26 protein-coding genes are annotated in these 25,564 nt (G+C 56.1%); 20 read left to right on the top strand and 6 right to left on the bottom strand.

The features are described 5' to 3' along the window. Nucleotides 1–56 precede the first annotated feature (56 nt). The gene (locus ABC395_RS16015) at nt 57–707 is read left to right on the top strand and encodes an SGNH/GDSL hydrolase family protein (protein ID WP_413004620.1); all 651 of its coding nucleotides are present in this window, start codon (nt 57–59) and stop codon (nt 705–707) included. Between the two features lie 90 nt (nt 708–797). Here the strand turns inward: ABC395_RS16015 and trhA are convergent, their stop codons facing one another. After that, nucleotides 798–1,433, bottom strand: coding sequence for a PAQR family membrane homeostasis protein TrhA (gene trhA / locus ABC395_RS16010; protein WP_413004619.1), 636 nt, complete (start codon nt 1,431–1,433; stop codon nt 798–800). A 326-nt stretch (nt 1,434–1,759) separates the two neighbouring features. On the opposite strand from trhA, the gene ABC395_RS16005 reads away from it, so the two are divergent. From ABC395_RS16005 to ABC395_RS15985, 5 genes are all read left to right on the top strand, one after another. After that, nucleotides 1,760–2,575, top strand: a complete 816-nt coding sequence (locus tag ABC395_RS16005; protein ID WP_413004617.1) for a transporter substrate-binding domain-containing protein — start codon at nt 1,760–1,762, stop codon at nt 2,573–2,575. A 147-nt stretch (nt 2,576–2,722) separates the two neighbouring features. Continuing rightward, on the top strand, nt 2,723–3,412 hold the full coding sequence (locus ABC395_RS16000) for an amino acid ABC transporter permease (RefSeq protein WP_103993918.1): 690 nt from the start codon (nt 2,723–2,725) through the stop codon (nt 3,410–3,412). Continuing rightward, entirely contained in the window at nt 3,405–4,127 is a 723-nt protein-coding gene (locus tag ABC395_RS15995; RefSeq protein WP_413004615.1) for an amino acid ABC transporter ATP-binding protein, read from the top strand. The genes ABC395_RS16000 and ABC395_RS15995 overlap by 8 nt, the downstream gene beginning before the upstream one ends. A 43-nt stretch (nt 4,128–4,170) precedes the next feature. Then, nucleotides 4,171–5,019 (top strand): DegV family protein, encoded by an 849-nt coding sequence (locus ABC395_RS15990; RefSeq protein WP_413004613.1) that lies wholly within the window; start codon nt 4,171–4,173, stop codon nt 5,017–5,019. A 15-nt stretch (nt 5,020–5,034) separates the two neighbouring features. Next, the gene (locus tag ABC395_RS15985) at nt 5,035–5,883 is read left to right on the top strand and encodes a DegV family protein (protein ID WP_413004611.1); all 849 of its coding nucleotides are present in this window, start codon (nt 5,035–5,037) and stop codon (nt 5,881–5,883) included. A gap of 484 nt (nt 5,884–6,367) precedes the next feature. Here the strand turns inward: ABC395_RS15985 and ABC395_RS15980 are convergent, their stop codons facing one another. After that, nucleotides 6,368–8,551, bottom strand: coding sequence for a HelD family protein (locus ABC395_RS15980; protein WP_413004609.1), 2,184 nt, complete (start codon nt 8,549–8,551; stop codon nt 6,368–6,370). Between the two features lie 268 nt (nt 8,552–8,819). Here ABC395_RS15980 and ABC395_RS15975 point away from each other — a divergent pair, with 268 nt between their 5' ends. After that, nucleotides 8,820–9,380 carry an MOSC domain-containing protein gene (locus ABC395_RS15975; RefSeq protein WP_413004607.1) on the top strand — a complete coding sequence of 187 codons (561 nt, stop codon included), beginning with the start codon at nt 8,820–8,822 and terminating at the stop codon, nt 9,378–9,380. Nucleotides 9,381–9,414: 34 nt separating this feature from the next. After that, nucleotides 9,415–9,918 carry a metallophosphoesterase family protein gene (locus tag ABC395_RS15970; protein ID WP_413004606.1) on the top strand — a complete coding sequence of 168 codons (504 nt, stop codon included), beginning with the start codon at nt 9,415–9,417 and terminating at the stop codon, nt 9,916–9,918. 4 nt (nt 9,919–9,922) lie between these two features. On the opposite strand, the gene ABC395_RS15965 is transcribed toward ABC395_RS15970, so the two are convergent. Together ABC395_RS15965 and ABC395_RS15960 are read right to left on the bottom strand one after the other, a co-directional pair. Next, nucleotides 9,923–10,075 (bottom strand): hypothetical protein, encoded by a 153-nt coding sequence (locus ABC395_RS15965; RefSeq protein ID WP_413004604.1) that lies wholly within the window; start codon nt 10,073–10,075, stop codon nt 9,923–9,925. After that, entirely contained in the window at nt 10,062–10,508 is a 447-nt protein-coding gene (locus ABC395_RS15960) for a DUF5946 family protein (RefSeq protein ID WP_413004602.1), read from the bottom strand. The genes ABC395_RS15965 and ABC395_RS15960 overlap by 14 nt, the downstream gene beginning before the upstream one ends. A 338-nt stretch (nt 10,509–10,846) precedes the next feature. Here ABC395_RS15960 and ABC395_RS15955 point away from each other — a divergent pair, with 338 nt between their 5' ends. Then, on the top strand, nt 10,847–11,890 hold the full coding sequence (locus ABC395_RS15955) for a LacI family DNA-binding transcriptional regulator (RefSeq protein WP_413004600.1): 1,044 nt from the start codon (nt 10,847–10,849) through the stop codon (nt 11,888–11,890). A 3-nt stretch (nt 11,891–11,893) separates the two neighbouring features. Further along, the gene (locus ABC395_RS15950) at nt 11,894–14,329 is read left to right on the top strand and encodes a glycoside hydrolase family 31 protein (RefSeq protein ID WP_413004599.1); all 2,436 of its coding nucleotides are present in this window, start codon (nt 11,894–11,896) and stop codon (nt 14,327–14,329) included. 247 nt (nt 14,330–14,576) lie between these two features. Here ABC395_RS15950 and ABC395_RS15945 read toward each other — a convergent pair whose 3' ends face one another. Then, entirely contained in the window at nt 14,577–14,924 is a 348-nt protein-coding gene (locus ABC395_RS15945) for a hypothetical protein (RefSeq protein ID WP_413004597.1), read from the bottom strand. Nucleotides 14,925–15,121: 197 nt separating this feature from the next. Here ABC395_RS15945 and ABC395_RS15940 point away from each other — a divergent pair, with 197 nt between their 5' ends. From ABC395_RS15940 to ABC395_RS15915, 6 genes are read left to right on the top strand one after another with little or no spacing between them, the layout of a single operon-like run. Then, nucleotides 15,122–15,505, top strand: a complete 384-nt coding sequence (locus ABC395_RS15940; RefSeq protein WP_413004595.1) for a FixH family protein — start codon at nt 15,122–15,124, stop codon at nt 15,503–15,505. Further along, nucleotides 15,502–16,869: a right-handed parallel beta-helix repeat-containing protein gene (locus ABC395_RS15935; RefSeq protein WP_413004593.1), complete on the top strand. Its 1,368-nt coding sequence runs from the start codon at nt 15,502–15,504 to the stop codon at nt 16,867–16,869. The genes ABC395_RS15940 and ABC395_RS15935 overlap by 4 nt, the downstream gene beginning before the upstream one ends. Further along, nucleotides 16,866–17,435: a nitrous oxide reductase accessory protein NosL gene (locus tag ABC395_RS15930; protein ID WP_413004591.1), complete on the top strand. Its 570-nt coding sequence runs from the start codon at nt 16,866–16,868 to the stop codon at nt 17,433–17,435. The genes ABC395_RS15935 and ABC395_RS15930 overlap by 4 nt, the downstream gene beginning before the upstream one ends. After that, entirely contained in the window at nt 17,432–18,250 is an 819-nt protein-coding gene (locus ABC395_RS15925; protein WP_413004589.1) for an ABC transporter permease, read from the top strand. The genes ABC395_RS15930 and ABC395_RS15925 overlap by 4 nt, the downstream gene beginning before the upstream one ends. Then, entirely contained in the window at nt 18,243–18,992 is a 750-nt protein-coding gene (locus ABC395_RS15920) for an ABC transporter ATP-binding protein (RefSeq protein WP_413004588.1), read from the top strand. The genes ABC395_RS15925 and ABC395_RS15920 overlap by 8 nt, the downstream gene beginning before the upstream one ends. A gap of 15 nt (nt 18,993–19,007) precedes the next feature. Continuing rightward, entirely contained in the window at nt 19,008–19,535 is a 528-nt protein-coding gene (locus ABC395_RS15915) for a peroxiredoxin family protein (protein ID WP_413004586.1), read from the top strand. A gap of 189 nt (nt 19,536–19,724) precedes the next feature. Here ABC395_RS15915 and ABC395_RS15910 read toward each other — a convergent pair whose 3' ends face one another. After that, entirely contained in the window at nt 19,725–20,714 is a 990-nt protein-coding gene (locus ABC395_RS15910; protein ID WP_413004584.1) for a BadF/BadG/BcrA/BcrD ATPase family protein, read from the bottom strand. A gap of 294 nt (nt 20,715–21,008) precedes the next feature. On the opposite strand from ABC395_RS15910, the gene ABC395_RS15905 reads away from it, so the two are divergent. The 4 genes from ABC395_RS15905 (at nt 21,009) to ABC395_RS15890 (ending at nt 25,494) form a co-directional block, all read left to right on the top strand. Next, complete coding sequence (locus ABC395_RS15905) at nt 21,009–23,462, top strand: type IA DNA topoisomerase (protein WP_413004582.1); 2,454 nt, start codon at nt 21,009–21,011, stop codon at nt 23,460–23,462. 15 nt (nt 23,463–23,477) lie between these two features. Then, nucleotides 23,478–24,149 carry a uracil-DNA glycosylase gene (locus ABC395_RS15900; protein WP_413004581.1) on the top strand — a complete coding sequence of 224 codons (672 nt, stop codon included), beginning with the start codon at nt 23,478–23,480 and terminating at the stop codon, nt 24,147–24,149. A gap of 314 nt (nt 24,150–24,463) precedes the next feature. Then, nucleotides 24,464–25,060, top strand: a complete 597-nt coding sequence (locus ABC395_RS15895; RefSeq protein ID WP_413004580.1) for an NAD(P)H-dependent oxidoreductase — start codon at nt 24,464–24,466, stop codon at nt 25,058–25,060. A gap of 53 nt (nt 25,061–25,113) precedes the next feature. After that, nucleotides 25,114–25,494 carry an ArsR/SmtB family transcription factor gene (locus tag ABC395_RS15890; RefSeq protein WP_413004579.1) on the top strand — a complete coding sequence of 127 codons (381 nt, stop codon included), beginning with the start codon at nt 25,114–25,116 and terminating at the stop codon, nt 25,492–25,494. Nucleotides 25,495–25,564: the final 70 nt, after the last annotated feature.

The raw sequence follows: 25,564 nt of genomic DNA, 5'->3' as shown, positions 1-25,564 counted from the left end.
GGAGGCCGGCTCCGGAATATACTGTCTTACAGACGCATGCGACAGGAGGGGCCGCCATGGGAAGAGCATTACGCTACATCGCGTTCGGAGATTCGCTGACCGTCGGTACGGGCGATCCGGCGCGGGAAGGTTTCACCGCAAGATACCGGGGCATGGCAGAAGCTGCGCTCGGGCGCAGCGTAAGCCTGCGCAATGCCGGTACGAACGGCGCCACATCGGGCGAGCTGCTGCAATACTTGCGCAATGAAGGCGATTTGCGGAGGGGGCTGGTGACCGCGGACATCGTCACGATTACGGCCGGGGGGAACGATCTCATCCGTTCGGCCATGCCTTATCTGAAAAGCCGCGACACGGGCGTGCTGAAGCGCAGCCTGCGTACGTTCGGAGGCAACCTGCGCCAGATCGTGCGTTATACCCAGCATCCGGGTCCGGACGGGAAGCTGCCGCTTGTGATCCTCGTCGGATTGTACAATCCGATTTCCATGCTGCCGGAGGCGGAATTCTGGATCAAGCGCTTCAACGGGCAGATGGTCCGGCTCCAGTCCCGCACGGTGCGCTACGTGGATGTGTATCCGGCTTTTAAGGGAGCGGAGAGCCGCCTCCTATCCGACGATCTTTTTCACCCGAACGCGGAAGGTTACAAGCGGATCGCGGAGTGCATCGCGCAGAGCGTCCCGCTCGCTTCCCTGACCGGAGGCGGGCATTAAAAAAACAGTGAAGCGGCTGCCTCACTGTTTTTTTTCGCCCGGCCGGCTGTCGCGCAGCGGCGCGGCGTCCCCTCCGGGATTCGCTGGGGTTTACGCGGGGACGGGCAGGACCTGCATTACGGCGAAGAAGTGGCAGACGCTGCCACCGAGTACGAACGAATGCCAGATCGCATGGTGGTAAGGAATGCGCCGCCACAGGTAGAACACCGTTCCGACCGTGTAAAGCAGACCGCCCGCCACCAGCCAGATGAGGCCGTTTGCCGACAAATGCTCGGCCAGCGGCTTGATGGCCAGTACGATCAGCCAGCCCATGCCGATGTAGCATACCGTCGAGAGGACGATAAATCTTTTGACGAAGAAAATTTTCAGCACGATGCCGAGAAGAGCCAGCCCCCAGACGATGCCGAGCAGGGTCCATCCCAGCACACCCCGCAGCGTAACGAGCATAAAGGGGGTATAGGAGCCGGCGATCAGTACATAGATGGCGGAATGGTCCATAATCTCGAAAATGTCCTTCAGCTTCCCTCCGGGAGCGCTGTGAACGAGTGTGGAGCAGAGGTAAAGCAGAATCAGCGAAATGCCGAAAATGCTGAAGCTGACGATATGCCAGGTGTTTCCGTAGGTGGTGGCCTGCATGACGAGAAGAACGAGAGCGGCTATGCTCAGCAGGGTGCCGATTCCATGTGAAACGGCGTTCGCGACTTCTTCGCGCGGTGAATATTCCATAAGTATTTCCTCCAAGCTATCCGGGACTGTGTGCCCAATTTACTGGCTCATGTTTACTTAGACGCCTTTCCTCGACAAAGCCCTTCAATGTTATTTACCCGTGTTTGTTCCTATTTATATGGAACTTTTAACCAATGGCTCCTTCCGTGTAAATCCGAAGGCTCAGAACCTGCATAAATATACAGGTTTAATGCCCTATATACGGCAGATGGAGCATTTTCATAAAGCATCTTGCATAAAAGAAGCGATTTCGGTATACTAAGTCATGTTCTTTTTCGAATTGACCTTGCGTTAATAAACCACTTTGCATAAAAGGAGCACATGACATGAAAAAATGGGGACTGACACTTATCGCCCTTGTACTGACTATGAGCCTCATAGCTGCATGCGGCAAAAAAACCGAAGCACCGAAAGACGCAGCCGGAGGCGCCCAAACGACGGCACCGGCCAAGAAGCTTATCCTGGGTACGAGCGCGGATTACCCGCCGTATGAATTCCACAAATCGACGAACGGCAAAGACGAAATCATCGGCTTCGATATCATGATCGCGAAAGAAATCGCGAAGGACATGGGCGCCGAGCTGGAAATCAAGGACATGAAGTTCGACGGTCTGCTTCCGGCGCTTCAATCCGGCAACGTGGATATGATCCTTTCCGGAATGACGCCTACCGAAGAGCGCAAGAAGAACGTCGATTTCTCCAAAACGTATTACACCGCCAAACAGATGATCGTGGTACGCGCGGAAGACAAGGACAAGTACAAGACGATGGACAGCCTGGCAGGCAAGCGGATCGTCGTTCAGAAAGCTTCCATTCAAGAAACGGTAGCCAAAGAACAAATCAAAGACGCCAAAATCAAAACACTAAGCAAAATTACCGACATCGTGCTTGAGCTGAAAAACAAAAATGCCGATGCCGCGATTATCGAGCTTCCGGTTGCGACTTCCCACGTAAGCCGCGACAAGAGCATCGTGATTGCCGAAGCGACACCGACGGTTGAAGAAGCCGGTTCCGCGGTTGCTTTCAAGAAAGGCAGCCAGGACAAGATCGACCTGGTGAACAAGACGATCGACCGTCTGATCGCCGAGAAGAAGATCGAGCAGTTCGTAACCGAAGCCTCCAGTCAGGTGGAAGCCGAGTAAGCAAAGGGTTATCGGACCGGTAACTGCAAGGAATGCGAGATAGCGGAGAACCCTCCGCTATTTTCTTTTTTCAGGGATGGTCACATGGTGTATAGAAATTGTATAATTAGCGGTGTCCATCCGCACTTAAGGAGGAGTTAACAGCCCATGAATTTTTCATTTTTAAACGAATACGGGCATTATTTTGTGGACGGAACGAAGGTCACGCTTCTTCTGTCCGTGATTACCGTCATTTTGGGCGCTATTTTCGGAACAGGGATGAGCCTGCTCCGTTTGTCGGGTATTTGGCCGCTCCGGTGGCTGGCTACCGCGTATATCGAGTTTTTCCGGGGAACGCCGATCATTATTCAGATTTTCCTCGTCTATTATGCGCTGCCGCAGTTTATCCCGGACTTTCATTTCCCTCCGTTCCCGTTTCTGGAGGAGTACGGCGGGGAGTTTACCGCAGCCGTCATTACACTCGGACTCAACAGCACGGCCTATGTGGCTGAAATTATGCGCGCGGGCATCCAGTCCGTGGACAAAGGGCAGATGGAAGCGGCCCGTTCCCTCGGGATGAAGCCATGGATGGCGATGCGTCTCGTCGTGATTCCGCAGGCGTTCCGCACCGTGCTTCCGGCGCTCGGCAACGAGCTGGTCGTCGTTATCAAAGAAACCTCGATCGTATCGGTTATCGGCCTCAATGAACTGATGTTTAACGCGGATACGGTCAAAGGAAGCCTGTCGCTTCCGTTCGAACCGCTGATCATCGCCGCTTTTATTTATCTGGCTATCACCCTGACGCTGTCCAAGCTCGTCGGAATGCTCGAAAGGAGGCTGACGAAATCGAATGCTTAAAATCACGAATCTTCATAAACATTTCGGTAAGTTAAACGTGCTGAACGGAATCGACATCGAGATCGAAAAAGGCGAGGTCGTCGTTGTCATCGGGCCTTCCGGCTCGGGCAAAAGCACATTCCTGCGCTGTCTCAACCTGCTGGAGGTGCCGACCGACGGCGAAATTCTCTTCGAGGGCATTTCCATCACGAACAAGAAAACGGATATTAATTCGGTCCGTCAGAAGATGGGCATGGTGTTCCAGCAGTTCAACCTGTTCCCGCATCTGTCGGTCAAAGACAATATTACGCTTGCTCCGCGCAAGCTGAAAAAAATGTCGGTGAGCGCGGCGAATGAAACCGCGGCCGATCTGCTCCGTAAAGTAGGTTTGGCGGAAAAAGCCGACGCGTATCCGGCCCAGCTGTCCGGAGGACAAAAGCAGCGGATCGCGATCGCGCGCGCGCTTGCGATGTCCCCCGACGTCATGCTGTTCGACGAGCCCACCTCCGCGCTTGATCCCGAGATGGTCGGCGAGGTGCTCGACGTCATGAAAAAGCTGGCTAAAGACGGCATGACCATGGTCGTCGTTACGCATGAAATGGGATTTGCCCGGGAAGTGGGCGACCGCGTCGTCTTTATGGACGGAGGCGTAATCGTCGAGCAGGGCCGCCCGGAAGAAGTATTCTCGAATCCGCAGCATGCCCGGACGAAGGAATTCCTGGGCAAGGTGCTTTAAGAGAGAACTTGATATCGTTACTGGAGAGCAGGGAGGAAGTCTCGTGGCGCCGATTAAAATTTTTACGGACAGCACGAATGATTTAAATCCGCAATATTTGAAGGAAAACGAAATTGGCGTAGTTCCCCTTTATGTCGTCTTCGGCGACGACTCGTACCGTGATGGGGTGGATATCACACCAGAGGTTTTGTACAGGAAAGTCGAACAGTCGGGCAAGTTGCCCAAGACAGCGGCTCCGTCGCCGGCCGACTTCGAGAGAGCGTTCCGGCCTCATATCGAGCAGGGTTCCGATATCGTCTATATCGGGCTTTCTTCGGAAGTTTCTTCGACTTATCAGAATGCCGTATTAACGTCCGATCTCTTTCCGGAAGGCCGGGTAACCGTCATCGATTCCCGCAACCTGGCTACCGGCATCGGCATTCTGATCTGCAAAGCCGTGGAAGCGGCGAAGCAGGGACACAGTGCGGCGGAGATCGAGGCCATGGTAAGATCGTTTATTCCTAAGGTGAGTACGGAATTCATTATCGATACGCTGGATTATTTGCATAAAGGCGGCCGCTGTACGAGTGTACAGGCTTTTTTCGGGAGTCTGCTGAAAATCCGCCCGGTCGTGCAGGTCAAGGACGGTTCCATGATTCTAACTTCCAAAGTGCGTGGTAAGAGGGAGAAAGCGCTCGAACAGCTGGTGGACAACGCGCTGGCTTTCAAGCACGGGATGGACCCGGATGTCCTGTTCGTGACACATTCCATGGCGCAGGAGGAAGCGGAGCTAGTACGGGCCCGCCTGCTGCAGGAAACGGATGTCAAACGGATTGAAATTACGGAGACCGGATGTGTGGTTTCGAGCCATTGCGGTCCTCAGACAGTGGGCATCGTATTTATTAAATCTTAGAAATGAGGGTACTTCTTGACGATCAAGATTATTACGGATGGAACTTCCGATTTGCCTCAGGAGCTGGCCCGTGAATTAGACATCACAGTCGTTCCCCTGATCGTCCGTTTCGGCGACAAGGAAATGACTTCAGACATGAGCAGAACATTATTCTATGAGCTGATGAGGCAGGAGCCCAAGCTTCCTCAGACGGCTAGCCCCGCCCCGCATACTTTTATGGAAGAGTACCGCAAGGCTTCACAAAGTGACATTCTGGTAGTCTCTGTTTCGTCTAATCTAAGCAGTACCTATCATCATGCCCTCATGGCAAGAGAACAGCTTATGGAGGAAGGTTACGCCGGCCGGATTGAAGTGCTGGATTCCCGCACGGCTTCTCTCGGACAAGGCCTTCTTGCCGTAAAAGCGGCCAAGTTTGCGAAAGAAGGCATGCCGTTCGAAGAGCTGACGGCCCGGATGAAGGAAGAAGTCAAAAGCCATCATACGTATTTTTTCCTGGACACGCTTGAAAATGTCATAAAAGGAGGCCGCCTCGACCGCGTCCGCGGTGCGGTGGCTTCCGTGCTGAACATCAAGCAGATCATGAAAGCGAGCGAAGAGGGCACCCTGGAGCCTTTCGAGAAAGTGCGCGGGACCCAGAATGCGATCAAGCGTCTGATCGAACGGGTGAGCGAGAAAGTGAGCGAAACCCGGCACGATCTGGAGAGGTGCATCCTCGGCATTGCCCACAGCAACTGCGAGGACCGGGCCCGGGACGTGAGAGATCAGCTGCTGCGGCTATTCCCGTTCGGACAGGTCGTCATCACCGAGATGGGGCCGGTTATCGGCACCTACGCGGGAGAGGGCGGCATCCTGATCAGCTGCTGACAAGCAGGCGGGATAAGGAGGTTTATCCTGTTTGCGGACTCGGAATGTGTCCGCCGCTTCACATAGGCACGGAAAGAAAAACAGGCTGTTTACCGGTCCGCGGGACGGGTAAACAGCCTGTTTTTTTATGCGCATTTCGGCACCGATGTGGTCTTCGCCTGCCAGCAAGCGCGTGAAGGTCCCATCGGGACGTATGCGTGCGTGGAAGGTCGCTCGAACGCACGACGTCATTCACGGGAGGACCGCACGAGCGCCTGCCGGGCTTCACGAGAGGGGCTGCACCGGCACCTGCCAGCATGCGTGCGAAGGGCGCATCGGGACGTATGCGTGCGTGGATGGCCGCTCGGGCGCACGCCGTTATTCACGTCAGGACCGCACAGGCCCTGCCAGCATGCGCATCTAGATCGCATCGGTGCCTGTGGGCTTTCGCAGCGTCGTGTATTTGCCGACGCGGTGAAAGCCGGCCTCGCCGGGCTTAGCCGCCTCACGAATCCGCGCTGTCCTCCCCGGGAAGCTCCCGGGTTACAATCTCGGAATCGTCGACGCTTACGAGCGGGGAAGGCTCGCCGTCGTAAAGCACCCACAAATCGTGCAGGGCGCGGGTACAGCCCACGTAGAGCAGCTTGGCGTCCTGAGCGTCGGCGCCGTAGCGGAGCGGGTCCGCATCCGTCAGGATAGCGGCGTCGAACTCCAGCCCTTTTGTCAGGTAGACGGGCACGACCGATACTCCGCCGGCATACTGCTTCTGGTCCGCCGTGATTCTGCTCGCCGCAAGCCCCAGCTCTCCGAGCTGCGCGTGAAGCCGCACGGCGTCTTCTTCGGTGCGCGTAATGACCGCCACCGTATCGTAGTTCCGGCGGAGAAGCCGCTCAACCGCTTCGCGGAGGAAGGCGCTTTCCCGCTCCTTCTCTACCCGGAGCACCTTGACCCGTTCGCCGGACCGGAATACGGGAACGGCCAGAAGACCGGCTCCGACTCCGGTGGAGAGCACATGGTTTGCGAAACGGATAATTTCCATCGTGGAGCGGTAGCTCCGCTCCAGTTCGAAATAGGCGGTTTCGCCTTCACCGAAGAGCGACGTGAGCTCGGCCCAGTCCTGCGTGCCCCGGTAGGCATGAATCCCCTGGGACAGGTCGCCAAGAATGGTGAAGGAATGCTGCCGGGTATACTGGTCAAGCACGGCAATCTGGAACGGAGAAGCGTCCTGCGCTTCGTCGATGACCACGTGGTCGAACCGCTCCGAACCTTCGATGCCGTGAAGGGAAGCATGGATAAAGACGAGCGCCGGGAGATCTTCGTGGCGTACTTTCTTACGACGGAAGGAAGCCAGCGTATCTTTCGCGACGGCTTCGGGAATCCGGCCGCGCAGTTCTTCCGTCATCCAGGCGGCTCCGGCCTTGGGATCGAATACGGCTTTATAGAAAGACAGCGCATCGAACTCCGGCCAGCCTTTCAGATAGGCTTTCAGCCGCTGGGTCGATTTGGTCTTCCGTTCTTTTTTCTGCTTGGCGTCCCAGACCTTGTCCAGTTCCATCGTTATCCATCGTTTGATCCGGGCGACGACCCGCTCTCTGCGCTTGGCGGGAGGGAGATGTTTGTATTCTTCGTTATACCAGACGCCGATGGTAGCGGCGGGGAGCGTTTTTCCGTCCCAAGGGTGAAAAGGCTCCTGCGGAAGACAGGTCCGCGCATAGCCGTCAAAACAGCTTTCCAGGAAGTCCCGGAAGGCGACGGAGCCTTTCCAGCGGCCGGAAACTTCGTCGTTTAACGGCGGGCGCTTGGAACCGAGCGCAAACCAGACGGCACTTTCGTCGGCCGGATTTTCCAGCGGGAAGAAAACCCCCGTAAGCTCCAAGGCCCAATCCGCAAACGTGCTCTGCCGGATGTGACCGACGCCAAGCTCGGGGAGAACCCCGGATATGTAATCGAGAAACATGGAGTTCGGAGCGAAAATCATCATATTTTCCGCTTTAACCTGGTCGCGGTATTGATAGAGCAGAAAAGCGAGACGGTGGAGAGCGACGGTCGTTTTGCCGCTTCCGGCGACGCCTTGAATGATAAGAGCCGCGTTTTTGGCCGAACGTATAATTTTATCCTGTTCCGCCTGGATCGTGGAAACGATATCGCGCAGCTTGTTGTCCTTGTTCTCGCCGAGACGGTACAGCAAAAACTCATCTCCGCCCGCTCCGGACAGGAGGTCGCTGTCCCGGTCGTAGGTGTCCACAACCCGCTGGAGAATCTGCTTGCGGATGACGAGGTTTCTTTTTAAATATACGAGACCTTCGACAAGACCGTCGGGAGATTCGTACGCCGCTTTCTCGTCTCCGCCGGTGTAGGAATAGAACATGCTGGCTATCGGCGCCCGCCAGTCGATGACAGAAGGCTCTCCGCCGTTCTCGTCGTCGACGCCGAACTTGCCGATGTATAAAGCGGACTTTCCGGTAGCATGTTCAGGCTGAAAGTCAAGCCGTCCGAAATAAGGTTCGTCCGATGCCAAAGCAAGTGACTGGCGGCTGCTTTCGCGTACGGCTTCAAGCGCCTGTTCCGTGAAATCCGGCCCGCGGTACACGGGAACGGCTTGCAGCTCCGCCAGTCTCCGGTTGACGTCCGTCAGAATGGCGTCCAGCCGGTTTTGTTCTTCTTGATAGGCACTTTGATTCTTATCCAAGATCAGTTACCCCCTAAGATCAGATTTTGAGCATGAAGAAATAATATATCATATCCGGCAAACAATGGCAACAATATCCGGTATGGCGGAAGTGCAGGCGCAGGGCGTAAGCTGAATAGAAGACAGATAGGCGGGCGGAGGCGGTAAACCTGGAGGTTCTGGCAGGATCATCCTTTCGATTTGTGATATAATGACTGCATATTTTCTGGAACCGTATCATCTAAGATGACATGTAAGTTCCCATAACCGAATGTGGAGTGAGCTGCCAATGAAAAAAGGAATAGAACTGCAAGCCGTTATGACCGGTCTGCTTATTGCGGACAAGCCCAAAACGTTTATTACGCGCCATCTCGATTGGGCGGAGATGCAGTTCGGGGGATTGGTCGGAGACCGGCATTTCGGAGTGACAAGCAAGGCCGACGTCCGCCAGCCGATGTATCCGCGCGGAACCGAGATCATGAACCGGCGTCAGATCAGCATCGTGTCCGAAGAGGAATGCGAACAGATTGCGGCCGCCCTCGGCATCGAGCGGGTTGCCCCCGAATGGCTGGGAGCGAATATGGCGTTCAAAGGGCTGGAGCGTCTGACCGCACTGCCTCCCGGAACAAGAATTTTGTTTCCGAGCGGAGCGGGACTCGTGTGCGAAGGGGAAAACGAACCTTGTATCCATCCCGGTAAGGTGATTGCCGAGCAGGCGGGAAATCCCAAACTTGCGGGCAAGTTCGTAAAAGCCGCCTGGAACCGCCGGGGAATCGTCGCCTCGGTAGAGAGGCCCGGAATCGTCTCCGCGGGGGACGAGGTAAGGGTTCTTTTTCCGGACGAATTGTAAGCCGATACTTGCCGTTTGAAAGGAGCGTTTGCGCATGAAAATAGGAGTATTGTCCGATACGCATATGAGGCCGACGGCGGGTAAACTGCCGGACGCCGTTCTGGAGGGGCTGGCGGGGGTCGATCTCATTCTTCACGCCGGAGACTGGACCAGCCCGGAAATTATCGGGTGGGTGGAGAAGATCGCGCCCGTCGAATCCGTTGCGGGGAACAATGACGGCCCGGATATTGTGCGCAGATTCGGTTACAGCAAGCTGATCGAGGCAGGAGGGCTCAAAATCGGGCTCGTCCACGGGGATCGCGGCCGGGGAAGGACGACGGAGCAGCGCGCTCTGATCACTTTTCAGGATGAGCACCCGGATGTGATCGTATTCGGCCATTCGCATATTCCTTATTCGGAGAGGATAGACGGTCTTCTCTTGTTTAATCCGGGCTCCCCTTGGGACAAGCGCTGGCAGCCGCGGTTTTCGTTCGGGCTGATCGAGACGGACGGAGAGAAGACCGAGGCGAGACATATTTTTTTCGATTCCAGGGAATAGCCGCTCAGAGCGTTAAAGAACCGGAGAATCGTCCATACGGATGGCCGCTGAAAAGGCGGCTGTCTTTTTTTTGCAAAGATGAGGGGCATTCTTTATCACGGATTACGGCGGGTGCATCGGGGCTTCCAGTAGCTTTTAAAAACTCAGGATAGTTCATGTCGTAACCGCTCTTTCCATCTTAGGATGTTGGCGATTGCATGTTGTTCGCCGCCGAGATAAATATCTTCAATTGTCAGGGACCAGAGTGCGGGCTTGCGCTTCAGGTCTTGATCCGGGAGAGCGGTAGTCAGTTTACGGATGTTCTTCATTAACTCCCGATTCCTTTTAAGAATATACGCCGTTTTCCAATCTTGATCGTAAGCGTCGATAAATAAACGGACCAGATGCCGGTAACCTTCTTCCGTAAAGCGGGAAGGATGCTGAATCATGTAACATGAAACGAGCCAGAAATGTAAAGCATATAATTCCGGGTCATGATGTTCCCAAACAAGAGGGAAACCGAACAATTCCCAGCAGGAAAACCCGTCTATCCCCGCAGCTCCGCATTCCATACATCTTCCGGACTCCGTAACGGCGCCATTCTCACCCACTTAGGCATAACCTCCCATCCAAACAGCTATGTTTATAAGTTAGCATAAAAAGATGTTCTTCTCATTGACTTCGAGCAGCCTCAATCCTTTAACTGGAGTACTTACTGCATACGCCCTCTTGCGTCAAATATCAAGTTTAAGTTGGAACGGGACCTTTACGAGACAGGTAAATGGTTTGAAATAGACGGTTAAAAAATGATAAAACGTTTAATCATTGATCCATCAAAACGTTATGCAGTACAATCATCTCGATAGGAAAAATAAACAAACAAGACAAGCTCTCTTAGTTATAAAACGATTAATCAATTTTCTGACAAATCGGCCGATTTGGGGGAACTATGAACAAAATAACGATCAAAGATATAGCCGCGGAGGCGGGTGTATCTATCGCGACCGTATCCAACGTCATGAACGGGACGGGAAGAGTCTCCGGGGAAACCGCCAAGAGAGTGCTCCAGGTCATCGACCGGCACGATTACGCGCCCAGCACGGCGGCCCGTTATCTGAAAGAAAGACGCTCCCAGCTCATCGGAATTCTGGTTCCGACGGGTGAGAGGGGGCGGCTGGAAGACAACCCGTTTTACTGGCAGCTTGTGATGGCCGTCGAAGCGGAAGCGAGGGAAGAACGTCTGCATGTTATCGTTTCGGGCGTTACCGAAGAAGATCCGCTTACGTTTGTCCAGGAGCGGCAGCTCGACGGTATAATCGCCGTCGGAATCACCGGCGATTCGCCGCTGCTGGGACGCATCGCCCAGCTTGATGTTCCGTGCGTGTATCTGGACTGCTATCTCACCGACGGGGAAAACCTTCAGGTCGTCAATATGAACGACCGGATGGGCGGCTACCTTGGCACGAAGCATTTGCTGTCACTCGGACATGAGCGGATTGCCGTCATCGCGGGCGACATCGTCACTGCGGGCGTCTATGAAGAGCGGTGGCTCGGCTATGTCCGGGCGCTGAAGGAGAGCGGCATCGAAGCGGACCGCGCTTTGCTCGTGGAGACGCCGGTCTCTCTGCTCGGCGGCTATCACAGTGCGCAGCAGGTGTACATGCTCAGCCCGCAGGTCAGCGCCGTCTTCGCTTTTTCGGACGTCGCTGCGATCGGACTGATGAAAGGGCTGCAGGAGCTCGGCGTGCGCATTCCCGACGATATATCCGTTATGGGATATGACGATATCGACTACGCCGGCTTTCTGACCCCTTCTCTGACCACGATCCGGCAGGATATCGGCACCAAGGGAAAGACGGCGATACGCCGTATTCTCAGCATGATCCGCGGAAGCGTTCCGGCCGAGCATTCGGTTGCGCTTCCCGTTGAATTGAAACGCCGCCAGAGTACCGCCCGGCGGTTCCAACCCAACTCCATTCAGAAAGAGGAATAGGCCATGCAAACGAGCGAAACCATTCATCCCGACAAATCCATCGATACGGTGCTGGAAGTGGCCCCTAAAGCACCGGGAAGCGCCATCCGCGTAACCGAGCACGACGATTCTTATATCATTCACGGCCAGCATGCCAATCTGCTGCTGACTTTTTTGGAAAGCGGGCTGTTCCGCATCAAATTGTTCCACGGCAGCAAGCCGGAGTTCAAGGCAGCGACCGCCGCCGTATTGGCGGATTCGTTTCAACCGGTAAAAGCCGACCGGTCGGAAAGCCCGGAAGCGTTTGAATTCCGTACGTCCGTACTGCGCGTTATCCTTGAGAAGGAAACCTTCGCTTTGACGGTCGAAACGGCGGAGGGCGAGCTGATGATGAAGCAGCCTACGCTTTCGTGGACGACCCGCGGTTCGCTGAGCGGATCCTATGTGATGGGGACGGACTCCCATTTTTACGGACTCGGGGAGAAAACGAGTTTCCTTGACAAGAGGGGAGAGCGCTACGCCATGTGGAACTCGGACGTGTTCGCTCCGCATGTGCCGGAAATCGAAGCGCTGTACGAGTCGATTCCGATGCTGATCCATATGCATAAAACCGGTTCTTACGGATTGTTTCTGGATAATCCGGGACGTACCGATTTTGATATGCGCACTCATCCCGATCTTTTCACGATCCAGTGTACGACCGGTGAGTACGATCTGTACTTTATTTTCGGACCGCAGCCCAAGGACGTCGTCGGCCGTTACACGAAGCTGACGGGACGCATCTCCATGCCTCCGAAATGGTCCCTCGGCTACCACCAGTCCCGCTACAGCTACATGAACCAGCAGGAGGTGCTGGAGCTGGCACGTACGTTCCGCGAGAGAAACATCCCGTGCGACGTCATTCATCTGGATATCCACTACATGGATCAGTACCGCGTCTTTACGTTCGACAAGGACCGTTTCCCGGACCCGGAAGGGATGATGGCGGAGCTGAAAAAACTCGGCATGCGCATCGTGCCGATCGTAGATCCCGGCGTCAAAAAAGATCCCAAATACACGATCTACCGGGAAGGAATCGAACACGGCTATTTCTGCAAAAAACTGGAGGGTGAACTGTTTATCGGAGACGTATGGCCCGGCAAAAGCGCGTTCCCCGATTTCACGGAAGACGCCGTGGGCAAATGGTGGGGAGAAAAGCACAAGTTCTACGTGGATCTCGGCATCACGGGAATCTGGAACGATATGAACGAGCCGGCCGTATTTAACGAATCCAAGACGATGGATCTCGACGTCATCCACGGCAATAACGGCGACAGCAAGACGCATGAAGAGCTGCACAACCTGTACGGAATGATGATGTCCAAAGCGACATTCGAAAGCCTCCGGGAGCAGCTGGACGGAGAGCGGCCGTTCGTTCTCACACGAGCGGGGTACAGCGGCGTCCAGCGGTATGCCGCCGTATGGACGGGCGACAACCGCAGCTTCTGGGAGCATATGGCGATGGCGATTCCGATGGTGCTGAACCTGGGACTCTCCGGAATTCCGTTCACGGGCCCCGATATCGGCGGCTTTGCGCACAATTCGACGGGGCAGCTGCTTGCCCGGTGGACACAGATGGGCGCGCTGTTCCCTTTCTGCCGCAACCACAGCGTAATCGACTCCGTGCGCCAGGAGCCGTGGTCGTTCGGCGAAGAGACCGAAGCGATCTGCCGAAGCTATATCGAGCTGCGCTACCGCTGGATGCCGGTACTGTACACGCTGTTCCACGAGGCTTCAAGTACCGGTATGCCGATCCTGCGTCCGCTTGTGCTGGAATATCCGCACGATCCGCAGGTGACGAACCTCAGCGACCAGTTCCTGCTCGGATGCAGCGTTCTTGCCGCTCCGGTGTACCGTCCCGATACGGAACACCGCGCCGTGTATATCCCGGAAGGCGAGTGGATCGACTACTGGACCGGAGAAAAGCATACGGGGCCGAAGCATATCCTCGCCCACGCGCCGCTCCACATTATGCCGATGTATATCAAAGCGGGAGCCGTCCTTGCGGAAGAGCCGCTCAAACAGTATGCGGACGAGAAGACGGCAGAAGCTCTGACGTGGAACGTTTACGCGTCCGGAGGCAGAGCCGAAGGAACCGTGTACGAAGATGACGGGATCACCTACGGCTACGAACAAGGAACGTATAATGTGATCCGTCTGTCCGCGGAAGCGGCCGGCAGCGGGATGAAGCTGGCATGGACTTACGAGCATAAAGGGCTGCCGGACGGAAACCGCAGCTTCCTGATCCGCATCAAGCATGCGGATTTCATTCCGACGGCGGTCGAGGGACTCCGGCGGCATGAAGCGGGGCTGATCGCGGGGGATACGTCCGCAGCAGGCTGGGCGTACGACGAAGCGGCCGGGGAGATCCTGATCCGGACGGCGGACGCTCCGCAGCGGGTATTACACATCAGCGCCTGACGTGTTATCGGCGGCCGAACCGCTTTTATAGCCAAAGCTCCGGACTCTTCGCGGGTCCGGAGCTTTTTTGCGTGACCCGGCGTGTTCCGGCGTGACCCGGCTGTGCAGCTTAAGGAACGAGCGGGTGGGAGCCGCCGCCTGGCAGTGCCGTCCGATTAGGGGCTCCAAACAGGCGGATGCTGGCTCATAGCCTGTTCTTCCCGGCGGGATTTGCGCGGCCGGCTGCTTTTCCACAGCTCCTCTGCCGCTATTTCAGCTTGGTGACAACAAAACCGCCGACGACGATACCGAGGCCGACCCATGTTTTCCAGTTCGGAATTTCCTTCATGAAGATGTAGCCCATGAGTACGCATATAAAAATCTCGATGCCTTTGGATATGCCGAGTGACAAGGTCAGATTGCCCGTCGTCTTGTAACAGAACTTCACGCCGTAGCCGATCATGACGTTGGCGGCGAACACCAGCGGAATCATTTTGCACTGAAACCACAAGGTCGGCCAGAGCGAAGGATCGATATGTTTGCTCTGATACGAGAAGATGCTGTTGATCGTAAGAAGTCCCGCCAGAAGCAGGGCGATTCCGTAAAGCATAAACATGTTCAACTCTCCTTTGGCTGTCTGTTTCTTCCCGATTAATGTTTCCGGCACGCAACAAATTAACCGCTGTAAAACATATTTGTTCCGGACGAAATAAACTATTCACACAATGTTAACGGGAATAGCCCTGTTGAGTCATATTAAAAAAGGCAATCGCGTGTAAGAATAATGGAAGTGAAAGGAAAGGAGGCATTGCCTTGCTAAAACCGATCAGCCGATTCCTGCTGGCCGTTCTTCTGGTGTTTGCCGTCACGGCTTGTTCGCCCGATCTTAAGGGACAAGACCCGTCCAAAGTCAAAGTCGATCTCGTCACCGAGCCTTCGCCGGTCAAAACAGGCGAGAAAGCGGTGATCACGGCGAAGATTACCGGATTAACCACACAAGAGGGGGCGAGAGTCCAGCTCGATATCCGCCTGGCGGACAACAGCGGACTGCCGGAACTGCTCGATGCCAAGTCAAGCGGGGACGGAAATTACTCGATAGAGAAAACATTCGATGAGCCCGGCAAATATGCCATTTACGTGCATCTCTACCAGGGAGTCACGCACATCACCAAGAAAAAGGCGCTTGACGTATCATGAAGCTCCGCCTGATCCCCCTGTTGCTGTGCGTCTGGGCGGCGGCAGCCGCCGGACTCTGGCTGCCCAGCTACCGGGCGGACGCGGCTCCGGCGGATGATAGTGCCGCGCGGACCGCGGCGCTCCAGCAGCTCATCGACCGTACGCCGGCGGGCGGCCTGCTCAGGCTCCCGGCAGGCTCCTACGAAGGTCCCGCCGTTATTACCCGTCCCATCGTGATCGAGGGACAGAACGGCGCCGTCGTCGGGAACAAGCCCGGGAGCGGGAAACCCGCCATCACGGTCGGGGCGGACGATGTTACCCTGAGCGGACTGCAGATCGTGCAGGACGGGGAAGGAGCGTCCTCCGACACGACGGCGGTGCTTGTGCAGGGAAGCCGGGCATGGCTTCATTCGCTGGATATCCGCACGGGGGCTTTCGGCATCCTGCTGCGGGATACCGGCTATAACCGGATCGAGAACAATTCCGTCGTCCGAGTCGGAAGCGAAGCGGCCAAGCTGTCCGAAAGACGCAACGGCATCGATCTTTTCAACGCGCACGACACTATCATCTCGGGCAACCAAGTGAGTTCCATGAACGACGGCATCTATCTGGAAAGCAACCACCGGAACAAAGTGGAAGCGAACTCCGTCGAACATTCCCGGTACGGGATTCACTGCATGTACACGAAGGAGACGGTCGTACGCGGCAACACCGGCATGTACAACGTCACGGGTGCCATGATCATGGGCGTCAAGGAAGCCGAGGTATCCGGCAATGCCTTTACCAAACAAAGCGAGAGCGTGAACTCGCAGGGCCTTTTGTTTTTCGACGTACATAACTCGAAGGTAACCGGCAACAAAGTGGAGGGAAACCGGGTCGGCCTTTATGTCGAGCAATCGGGCTCCAACGATTTCACCGACAACGACGTGCTGCAAAATTTCGTCGGCGTCCAGTTTCTGGAATCGGAAAATAACCGGTTCACCGGCAACCGTTTTATCGGCAACGTGATCGAAGCCGAAGCGGATGCGGACGAGACTAACGCGTTCAGCGGAAACTTCTGGGAAGCGTTCCGTGGTCTGGACAGCGACGGGGACGGCCGGAGCGAGCTGTCGTATGCGCTGAATCCTTTTTTTCAAAGACTGACGGGGGATGTTCCGGCTTACCAGCTTTTTTTTCAATCGCCGGGGATGCAGTTTCTCGAAGGCATGTACACCTCCGGCCGTGAAGGCTGGACGGAGGATGAAGCGCCGCTGATGAAGCCGGGAACGGAGCGGGAACAAAAACCGGAAAGCGGAGTGACGGGGAATACGACTCTGATGTTCGGACTTCTTCTGCTGCTGGCATCGGTCAGTACAATTTATTATGTGGGGGTAAAAAGGGTATGAAAAAAACGGGATTGTTTTTGCTGAGTGTACTGCTGATTATGACGATGTTGTCCGCATGCGGGAAAGCAAAGGATCAGGCGGAGCCCATCAACGAGGAAACGGACAAGTGCGCAATCTGCAACATGCAGATCAAAGACGACGCGTTCGCCGTCCAGCTCAAAACGAAAGACGGAAAAACCTACAAATTCGACGATCTCGGCTGCATGAACGAATGGAAAGGGAAAAATGCGGCGGATTCCATCCAGGTCCAGTTTGTCCGGGATTACAACAACAAGGAATGGATCAAGTATGAGGATGCTACTTACGTGTACGATCCTTCTTTCAAATCTCCGATGGCCTACGGCATCTATTCGTTTAAGGACAAGGCGGAAGCCCAGAAGTTCGCGGACAGTCAGAAAAAAGGCAAAGTGATGACGGCGGCCGATCTCGGCAAGCACACATGGGAACAGAACAAAAGCATGATGAACATGGGCGGAAGCCATGACCACAGCGTGACGCCGGAAGCGGGCGGCGGGAAGGACGCTCACGGCGGCAAAGCCGGCGACCAGGGAACGCACGGCAAATGAACGTGCTGACGATCGCGCTTCGCGAAGTGAAAGTCGGGTTTAGAAACCCGTGGGCCTATTCGTTTATGGCCCTCTTTTCTTTATTCAGCCTGTCCCTGCTCCTTATTAACGCCCAAAGCTTCGTACAGGGCTATTCAAGCTCCACTTCATCCATGCTGAATCTGATCTTATATTTACTGCCGCTTATGGCGCTTCTGCTGGGCTCGTTTTCATTAACGGCGGAGAAGGAGGAGGGAAGCTGGCAGCTTCTTTCCACGTATCCGCTCGCTACTTTTGCGTTTATTGCCGGAAAATACACCGGGTTAACCGTGGTGATGCTGACCATCGTCGCGTTCGGGTACGGGCTGACGGGCGTGGTCGGAGCGTTGACCGGCAAAGGGCTGCAGCTTGACACGCTCGGGATGTTTTTCGCCTTCTCCACGGGGCTCGTCATGCTGTTTCTTGCTGTGGCGCTCGTGCTGGGCACATTAGCCAAAAACCGCTGGCAGGCGCTGACCGCAGGCGTGGCGGTGTGGTTTTTCGCGGTAATCGGCTGGCCGACGCTGCTGATTGCCGTTCTCGGTCTGCTTCCTTACGTCTGGATTAAAAGCGCGCTGACGGTGCTCACGTTCCTGAACCCGGCGGAGCTTGTGCGGCTGTTCGTTGTCGTGAAGCTCGGCGGCGGAGCTGCACTGGGCCCCGAGTATTACGAGTGGGTCCGCTGGATCGTCCGTCCCGAAGGAACCTTGATATTCCTCGGCTTGTGCCTCGTCTGGATTGCCGTATGCGCAGGCCTGGCGAACCTGATCTGGGAAAGGGGGCGTTTCCGTGGCTGAGAACATCGTAACCGTATCGGATCTGCACAAAAAAATCGGCAGGCAGCACATTATCCATTCAGTCAATCTCCGGATAAACAAGGGTCAAGTGCTGGCCCTCTGCGGCGGAAACGGAGCGGGGAAGAGCACCATACTGCGCATGATCGCGGGAATTTCGCAGCCTACTGCGGGGAGTATAGAGGTGAACGGCCGCAAATGGAAAGAAAACCGGATGGCCTACGCGGAGCAGATCGGGTATATGCCCGACGATTATTCTTTCGGACAGGGATTATCCGCGGAGGAAACGCTTCTGTTCTGGGCTTCGCTGCGGAAGGTTTCCAGAGCGAGGGTGCTGGAAACGCTGGAACTCGTCGGGCTTACCGATGTGAGGCGCAAGCCGGTCGGCTCCTTCTCCAAAGGCATGCGGCAGCGGCTGCTGTTCGCCCAGGCGCTGCTGGCCAAGCCGGCGTTGCTCATCATGGACGAACCGACGAACGGCCTCGATCCGTACTGGATGGATTCCTTCGTCGAGCTTGTCCGGTACGCGCGGGCGGAAGGCCACGCGGTCCTGTTCTCCACGCACCAGCTTGGCGTGGCGGAGTCTGCGGCCGACCATGTCGTCTTCCTGAAAGAAGGTCGCATAGCCGAAGAGGGGACGGCCGATTCTTTCAGGGAAGCATACGGTCCCCAAGGGCTGCAGGCGGCCTTCTCCAAGCTGTTCGGTTATCGTACCGGCGGTACCGGCGGGGACGGCAGGGTTTAGCGGGAGGTGGGAGTTGTGACACATAAGCTGCGGCGGGGAGCCGTCCTGCTCATCGCGGGGCTTATAGCGGCCGCTCTGGCCTACACGCTGTACCGTGCGGATTCACGGGACACGGCGGGAGCCGTCCGGACCGGCGAGGCGGCCCCTGATTTTACCGTTACGGGATTGGACGGCCGTTCCGTTTCGCTTTCTGAGTACAGGGGCAAGGGCGTGCTGCTTAATTTCTGGGCCTCCTGGTGCGGTCCCTGCACGCATGAGATGCCCCGTATGAATGAAGCTTACCTCGAAGGAATTCCGGGCGTGGAAATCGTCGCCGTCAACGTAGGCGAATCAAGAGGAACGGCGAATGAGTTCGCCTCGCAGAGAAACCTTGCTTTTCCCGTCCTGCTCGATCCGAGCGGCGAGGCCGCCCGGCAATACCGGGTTGTCGGTCTTCCGGCGACTTTCCTTATCGATGCCGACGGCAAAATCGCGGGAGTTCGTCCGGGTGAGCTGACCAGCTCTTCGGAAGTAAAGAAGCTGCTGGAAAGTTTGCGCAGATAAGAGGGAGCCGGGCTACGTGGTTTAACCAGCAGCCTTACGGCGGCGGGTAACACCGTTTTCGGATCATACCGGCAGCTTTACGGCCGGTAACAGCCGTCGTTAAAAAACTCCGGACCTGGGAAGGTCCGGAGTTTTCGTTTGTTCGCCGCCAAGCTACCGACGTGGCCGTGCGTTGGCGGATGCACGGAATCAGCACCGGCAGGCGGGGTGCCGCCGCAGATTATCCAGCAGCTCCTCCGTGAGAGGAATGCCGAGGCTGCGGTATCCCATCAGCAGGGCTCCGGCTGCGGGGGAGAATGCGGGCGGCTGCCAGCGGTAGGTTTTGTGGTTGCCGGCACTTAATTTATCGGCCAGTTTTAGCTTGAAATAAGGACTGTTCACGACGCTTCCGGCGGCCGCCACGTAAACCGTCTCTCTGTTAAAATAGGAGCCGAGCAGCTCGATGCCGACCGAAATCTGGTGAACCGCCCGGTCGCAGACCGTACGGGCCAGCCGGCTGCCCCGCGAAGCCTCGCCCGTAATCAGCGGGGCCAGTTCTCCGAACTTTTTATTGCGCGCCTTGGTATCGGGAAGGAATCCGGCGCATGCGAGCCCGGAATAGCTTTCCAGTGTTTCCAGGCCCCAGTGCTCCAGCATGCCCCGGATCAAGTCCGCGTCCGACTTGTCCGTATTGCCCGCCAGTGCTTCGTACGTGGCGTCATAGGCGAGAAAACGGGCCGCGCTGGAAGCGTAATGATGCAGGTCGTAATTGCGGATGTGCCGGTTATCTTCCGTAACGGCCAGAATGATCGAACCTGTCCCCGATATGACCATGATCCCGGGCTCCGACAACAAAGCGCCGCTGTGGGCGACAACGGCGTCGTTCACCAGCTGCCGGGGACAGCTTAACCCTTCCACATCGGTCAGTGCGCGAACCCAGGGCAGGTCGGATTCGGAATCGTATCCCGCCATCCCGGCGGTCAGAGAGGCCGCCTGTTCCAAGGATCTGCCGGCCCGCTCCACGGCTTCCCGTATAGCCGCGTGAACATTTTCTTTTGCTTCGTCGTCCTTATGGATGGACGAGGCGCCTTTTTCCGCATAGGCAAGCACGTGTCCCGATAAATCCGCCGCAAGGACACGGGTATGCGTGCCGCCGCCGTCCATTCCGAGAAGAAACCTTTCCGTCGTTAACGCTGTCATGGTAACCCCCTGCCGATAATAATCTTTCAGAGCGATCATAACTCAAATTCCAGGCTCTGGAAATGTACGGGCGCAAAATTTTTTACAGGACGGACGGGACCTGCCGCACACAGGAATTTCGGAGGAATTTTCCGGCTGCAGCTTCTCCAGCTTTCGCACCGTCCCTTGCAGGGTTTCTTCCGGGCCGATATACTGAAGTGTACGAGAAACACGGACTGGTGCCGGAACGATACTAAAGAGGATGTCTTGCCTGTGCGGGAAACGCGGCGAGATACATAGATAGGAAGATAGCCTTTGAAAACACTCGTGATTGCCGAAAAACCGGATATGGGCCGGACGATTGCCGCTGTCATCGAACCGAAGGCGGCGAACAAACGCACGTATATCGAGGGATCGGATTATATCATTACCTGGGCCATTGGACACCTTATAGAACTTGCGGAACCCGATAAATACGATGATAAATATAAGAAATGGCGCTTTGAGCACCTGCCGATTATTCCCGACGAATTCAAGCTGCTGCCGAACCCCCGGACGAAGGATCAGCTCAAAGTGATCAAAGAACTCGCCAAACAGTGCGACAAAATCGTCAACGCCTGTGATGCGGGGCGTGAAGGGCAGCATATTTTCTCGCTCATTCAGCGTCATCTGAAATTGAAGCAGCCGGTGAAGCGCTTGTGGATTTCCGATTTGACCGCGGAAACGATCCGGAGCGGCTTTCAGCAGCTGAAGGACGGCTCCGATTTCGACAATCTGACCAGAGCCGCAAGAGCCCGGAGCGAAGCGGACTGGATCATCGGGATGAACGGCTCCCGGGCGTTTACGACCAAGCATAACGTGCTTTTGTCCGTCGGACGGGTTCAGACTCCCGTGCTGGCGCTCATTTACGACCGTCAGAAGCTTATCGAAGATTTCTCTTCTTTGAAATTTTACGAGGTGGAGGCGTTTTTCACCCAGGAGCAGACGGACTACCGCGGATTGTGGCAGGGAGAGCGTATTACCGACCCGGCCAAGGCCGAGGGCATTGCAGCCAAAGTCAAAGGAAAACCGGCACGGATCGCGTCTTACGAAGTTAAAGATACGAAGGAATATCCGTTCAAACTGTATGATTTGACGCTTCTTCAGCGGGAGTCCAATGCGAAGCTCGGTTTTTCGGCCAAAAAAACGCTGGACGTGGCTCAGGCGCTCTACGAGAAGCACAAAGTCATTTCGTACCCGAGAACGAACTCGAACTACGTGACGGAGCAGAATATCCCCGAGATGCACAAAACGCTGTCGGCTCTCCAGGGAACGGCCTACGACGAGCAGGTCCGCCAGGCGAACCGGAATCTGGTTCACAAAAACAATAAAGCGATTTGCAACCCGTCCAAGGTAGAGGACCATCACGCGATTTTGCCGACCGGCAAACGGGCGAACGGGCTGTCGGCGGATGAGCAGAAGGTGTACGATCTGATCGTGCGCCGGTTTTTGTCGCAGTTTTATCCGGCGGCCGAATATAAGGTGCATACCGTTCTGACGGAAGTGGAAAAAGAAACGTTCAAGACGACCGTCAAGGAGCTGCTGCAGCTCGGCTGGAAAGTGCTGTACCCGGAATCCAAGAAAGACGGCAAACGCGGAAAAACGAAGGATGACAAAGGAAAAGAAGAGGAAGAGGCTGAGGAAGAAGAAACGTCCGAGCCGTTTTCCCTGAACGCTTCTCTCGGCGCACACTGCAGGGATGCGGCCGCCAAGGAGAAAGAGACCCAGCCGCCCAAAGCTTTTACGGAAGGCACGCTGCTGAAGGCGATGGAAAGCGCCGGCAAGCAGATCGAAGATGAAGAGCTGCGCGACGCGATGAAAGATTCCGGTCTCGGGACTCCCGCTACCCGCGCGGCGACCATCGAGCGCCTGAAGCACGTCGGCTACGTCACGATGCAGGGCAAGCGCATCACGCTGACGCCCAAAGGGCGGACCGCCGTGGAGCTTATCCGCGCGGCGGGCGTGGAGCTGCTCACTTCGCCGGAGATGACGGGCCAGTGGGAACGCCGGCTCAATGAAATCTCACGCGGGCAAGCGTCCGATGAGACGTTTATGCGAAACGTCAAAAAGTTCGCCACGCTCATCGTCGAGAAGGTCCGCGTCCAGAACCGCGCGGCGAGAACCGCCTTCGAGGGCGACGAGCCCGCCGGAAAAGCGGGCGGACGGGCCGCGTCCGGCAGGACACGCCGGAGCGCCAAAGCCGGCGGCACGGACGGCGCCGCTGCGGCAGCCGCGCCTGGGACGCGCGCAGCGGCGGGCACAGCGGCCCGCGGAAGCGGCACTGGGGCAGCCCGGGCGGCTTCGGGCCGGAGCGGAGCTGCCGCCGGCAGCGCGGGACAGGCGCGCGTGCGGGAGACGGCGGGAGGCGCGGCTGACATGCCGGCGCAGAGCTCCCGCCCCGCAGCGGGACAAGCGGCGGGCCGGGGAGCTCCGGCTGCCGCTAAACCGGCGGACGGGCCGCGCGTGGTCGGAACCTGTCCGCGGCCGGGCTGCGGCGGAACCATTTTTATGGGTAAGAAAGGGTATGGCTGTTCGCATTACAAGACCGGCTGTACCTTCGTGATCTGGAAGGAAAGCTTCGGACGGAGCCTGACGGATGCCCAGGTGAAGGCGCTTCTGGAAAAAGGCAAAACCGCCAAGCTCAAACTGGAACGGCAGGGCGGAGAGGAAGTTTCCGCCAGGCTTGTGCTTGCCGATCCCACGACCGGAAGACTGGAAACGGAGGAATAGGAAGGAGACGAGGCTATGACGATCTTGAAAAACGACTGGGCGGAATTGCTGTCGGAGGAGTTCGAAAAACCGTATTATCTGAAACTTAGGGAGTTTCTGAAGGGAGAATACGCCGAACGGACGATTTATCCGGAGATGCACGATATCTTTAACGCCCTGCACTATACGGCGTTTAAGGACGTAAAGGCGGTTATTTTGGGACAGGACCCTTATCACGGCCCCGGTCAGGCGCACGGCCTGAGCTTTTCCGTCAAACCGGGCGTACCCGCCCCGCCTTCGCTTAAAAACATGTTCAAGGAAATGAAAGAAGATATCGGCTGTCCTCTCCCGGCAACGGGGTATTTGAAGCATTGGGCCGACCAGGGCGTGCTCCTTCTAAACACGGTGCTGACGGTGAGGGCCGGCGAAGCGAATTCCCACAAGGGCAAAGGGTGGGAGCTTTTTACGGATAAAGTCATCGAGACGCTGAACCGCAAAGAGACGCCCGTTCTTTTTATTTTGTGGGGAAGCCACGCGCAGTCCAAAACGCAGCTCATCGACTTGAACCGGCACGGCGTCATCAAAGCTCCTCATCCGAGCCCGCTTTCCGCCCACCGGGGATTTTTCGGCAGCAAGCCTTATTCCAAAGCCAACGCATGGCTTACGGAGCAGGGAATCGAGCCGATTGACTGGTGCCTGCCGGAATAAACGGGAGGGCAAGTAAAACGCACTTTTAGATTTATGTTTATACAGGAAAAAGCTTATCCGGACAAGCCGTCAATCGAAAGCCGCGCGCATGCGCGGTTTTTTGTTGGTTTCGATGGGGAAAAATCCGGGAAGATTTACAGGGATTCTTAAGCCTTCGCATGAAGGCTTTTTTTGTTGCGGATTTATCGGCGCTCGGGATTTTAGGTTGACAAAAAGAGGAAGGGGGTTTATCTTTGGTCTAAAGGTTTAAATGTTTAAACATATAAACTAATAAAATGATAAACATCATTAACGATCCTACGGAGGTTTTTCTTATGACAACACAGGAAACGTCACGCGTCTTAATCATTCAAGGGCATCCCGACCGGGAGAGCTATTGCACCGCTTTGGCGGAATCGTACCGCAAGGGGGCAATCGCAGCCGGAGCGGAAGTCCGTTTCGTCCAGATCGGCGATCTCGATTTCAATCCGAATCTGGCTTACGGGTACAGAAAGCGGACGGAACTGGAGCCCGACCTGCTTGGAATTCAGGAGTCGATCCGTTGGGCGAATCATGTCGTGTTCGTGTATCCGACCTGGTGGTGGACCATGCCCGCGCTTCTCAAAGGGATGATCGATCGGGTATTTCTACCGGGCTTCGCTTTTAAGTACAAGAGCAAGGACTCCCTTACCTGGGAAAAGCTGCTTAAAGGGAAGAGCGCCCGCCTCCTTGTGACGATGGACACTCCCGTATGGTATTATCAGACTATAAGCGGAAGTCCCGGCCACAAGGCGATGAAGAAGGGGACCCTCGAATTCAGCGGATTTAAGCCGGTACGTGTCACAACGCTCGGATCGCTCAAATTATCCACGGCGAACAAGCGGAAATCCTGGCTGGACAAAGCCGAGAAGCTCGGCCGCAAGCTGATTTAGGTATCCTCTTCCCACGTCGCTCCGGCCGCATCGATGAAGAAAGATGTGATCGTATGAGCGAAACAACTGAACGGACTACAATGGAATACTTCGAGGAGTGCACGAATCTGTTCCGGACACTGGGAGACCCGGCCAGACAACAGATTATTCTGCTGCTCGGCAAACACGGACCCATGAACGTCAAGAGCATCACGGAGCATTCGCATCTGTCGAGGCCGGCCATTTCGCATCATCTGAAACTGCTCAAGCAGGCGGAGATCGTTACGATCCGTCAGCAGGGCACCGAAAAATACTATGCGCTCGATGCCGGATCGGCCATGAAACTCATGAAAGATCTTATCGCGGCATTCGAAAAAGAATGCCCGCCGGAAGCGGCGGGCGGGGAAGAAAGAGCAGGGCAGCCTTGCGAAGGCGGCACCGCTGCCGAACGTTAGATGCCTTACAATACATGCCCCCGGAGAATGCAAAGGGTTTCGGAAGCGTGGCAAGAAAGCGGGAAAGTCC

It is taken from the genome of Paenibacillus canaveralius (genome assembly GCF_047238265.1).
In the GTDB taxonomy this organism is placed as follows: Bacteria; Bacillota; Bacilli; order Paenibacillales; family NBRC-103111; genus Paenibacillus_F.
This window is presented reverse-complemented; position numbering and strand designations above follow the sequence as displayed.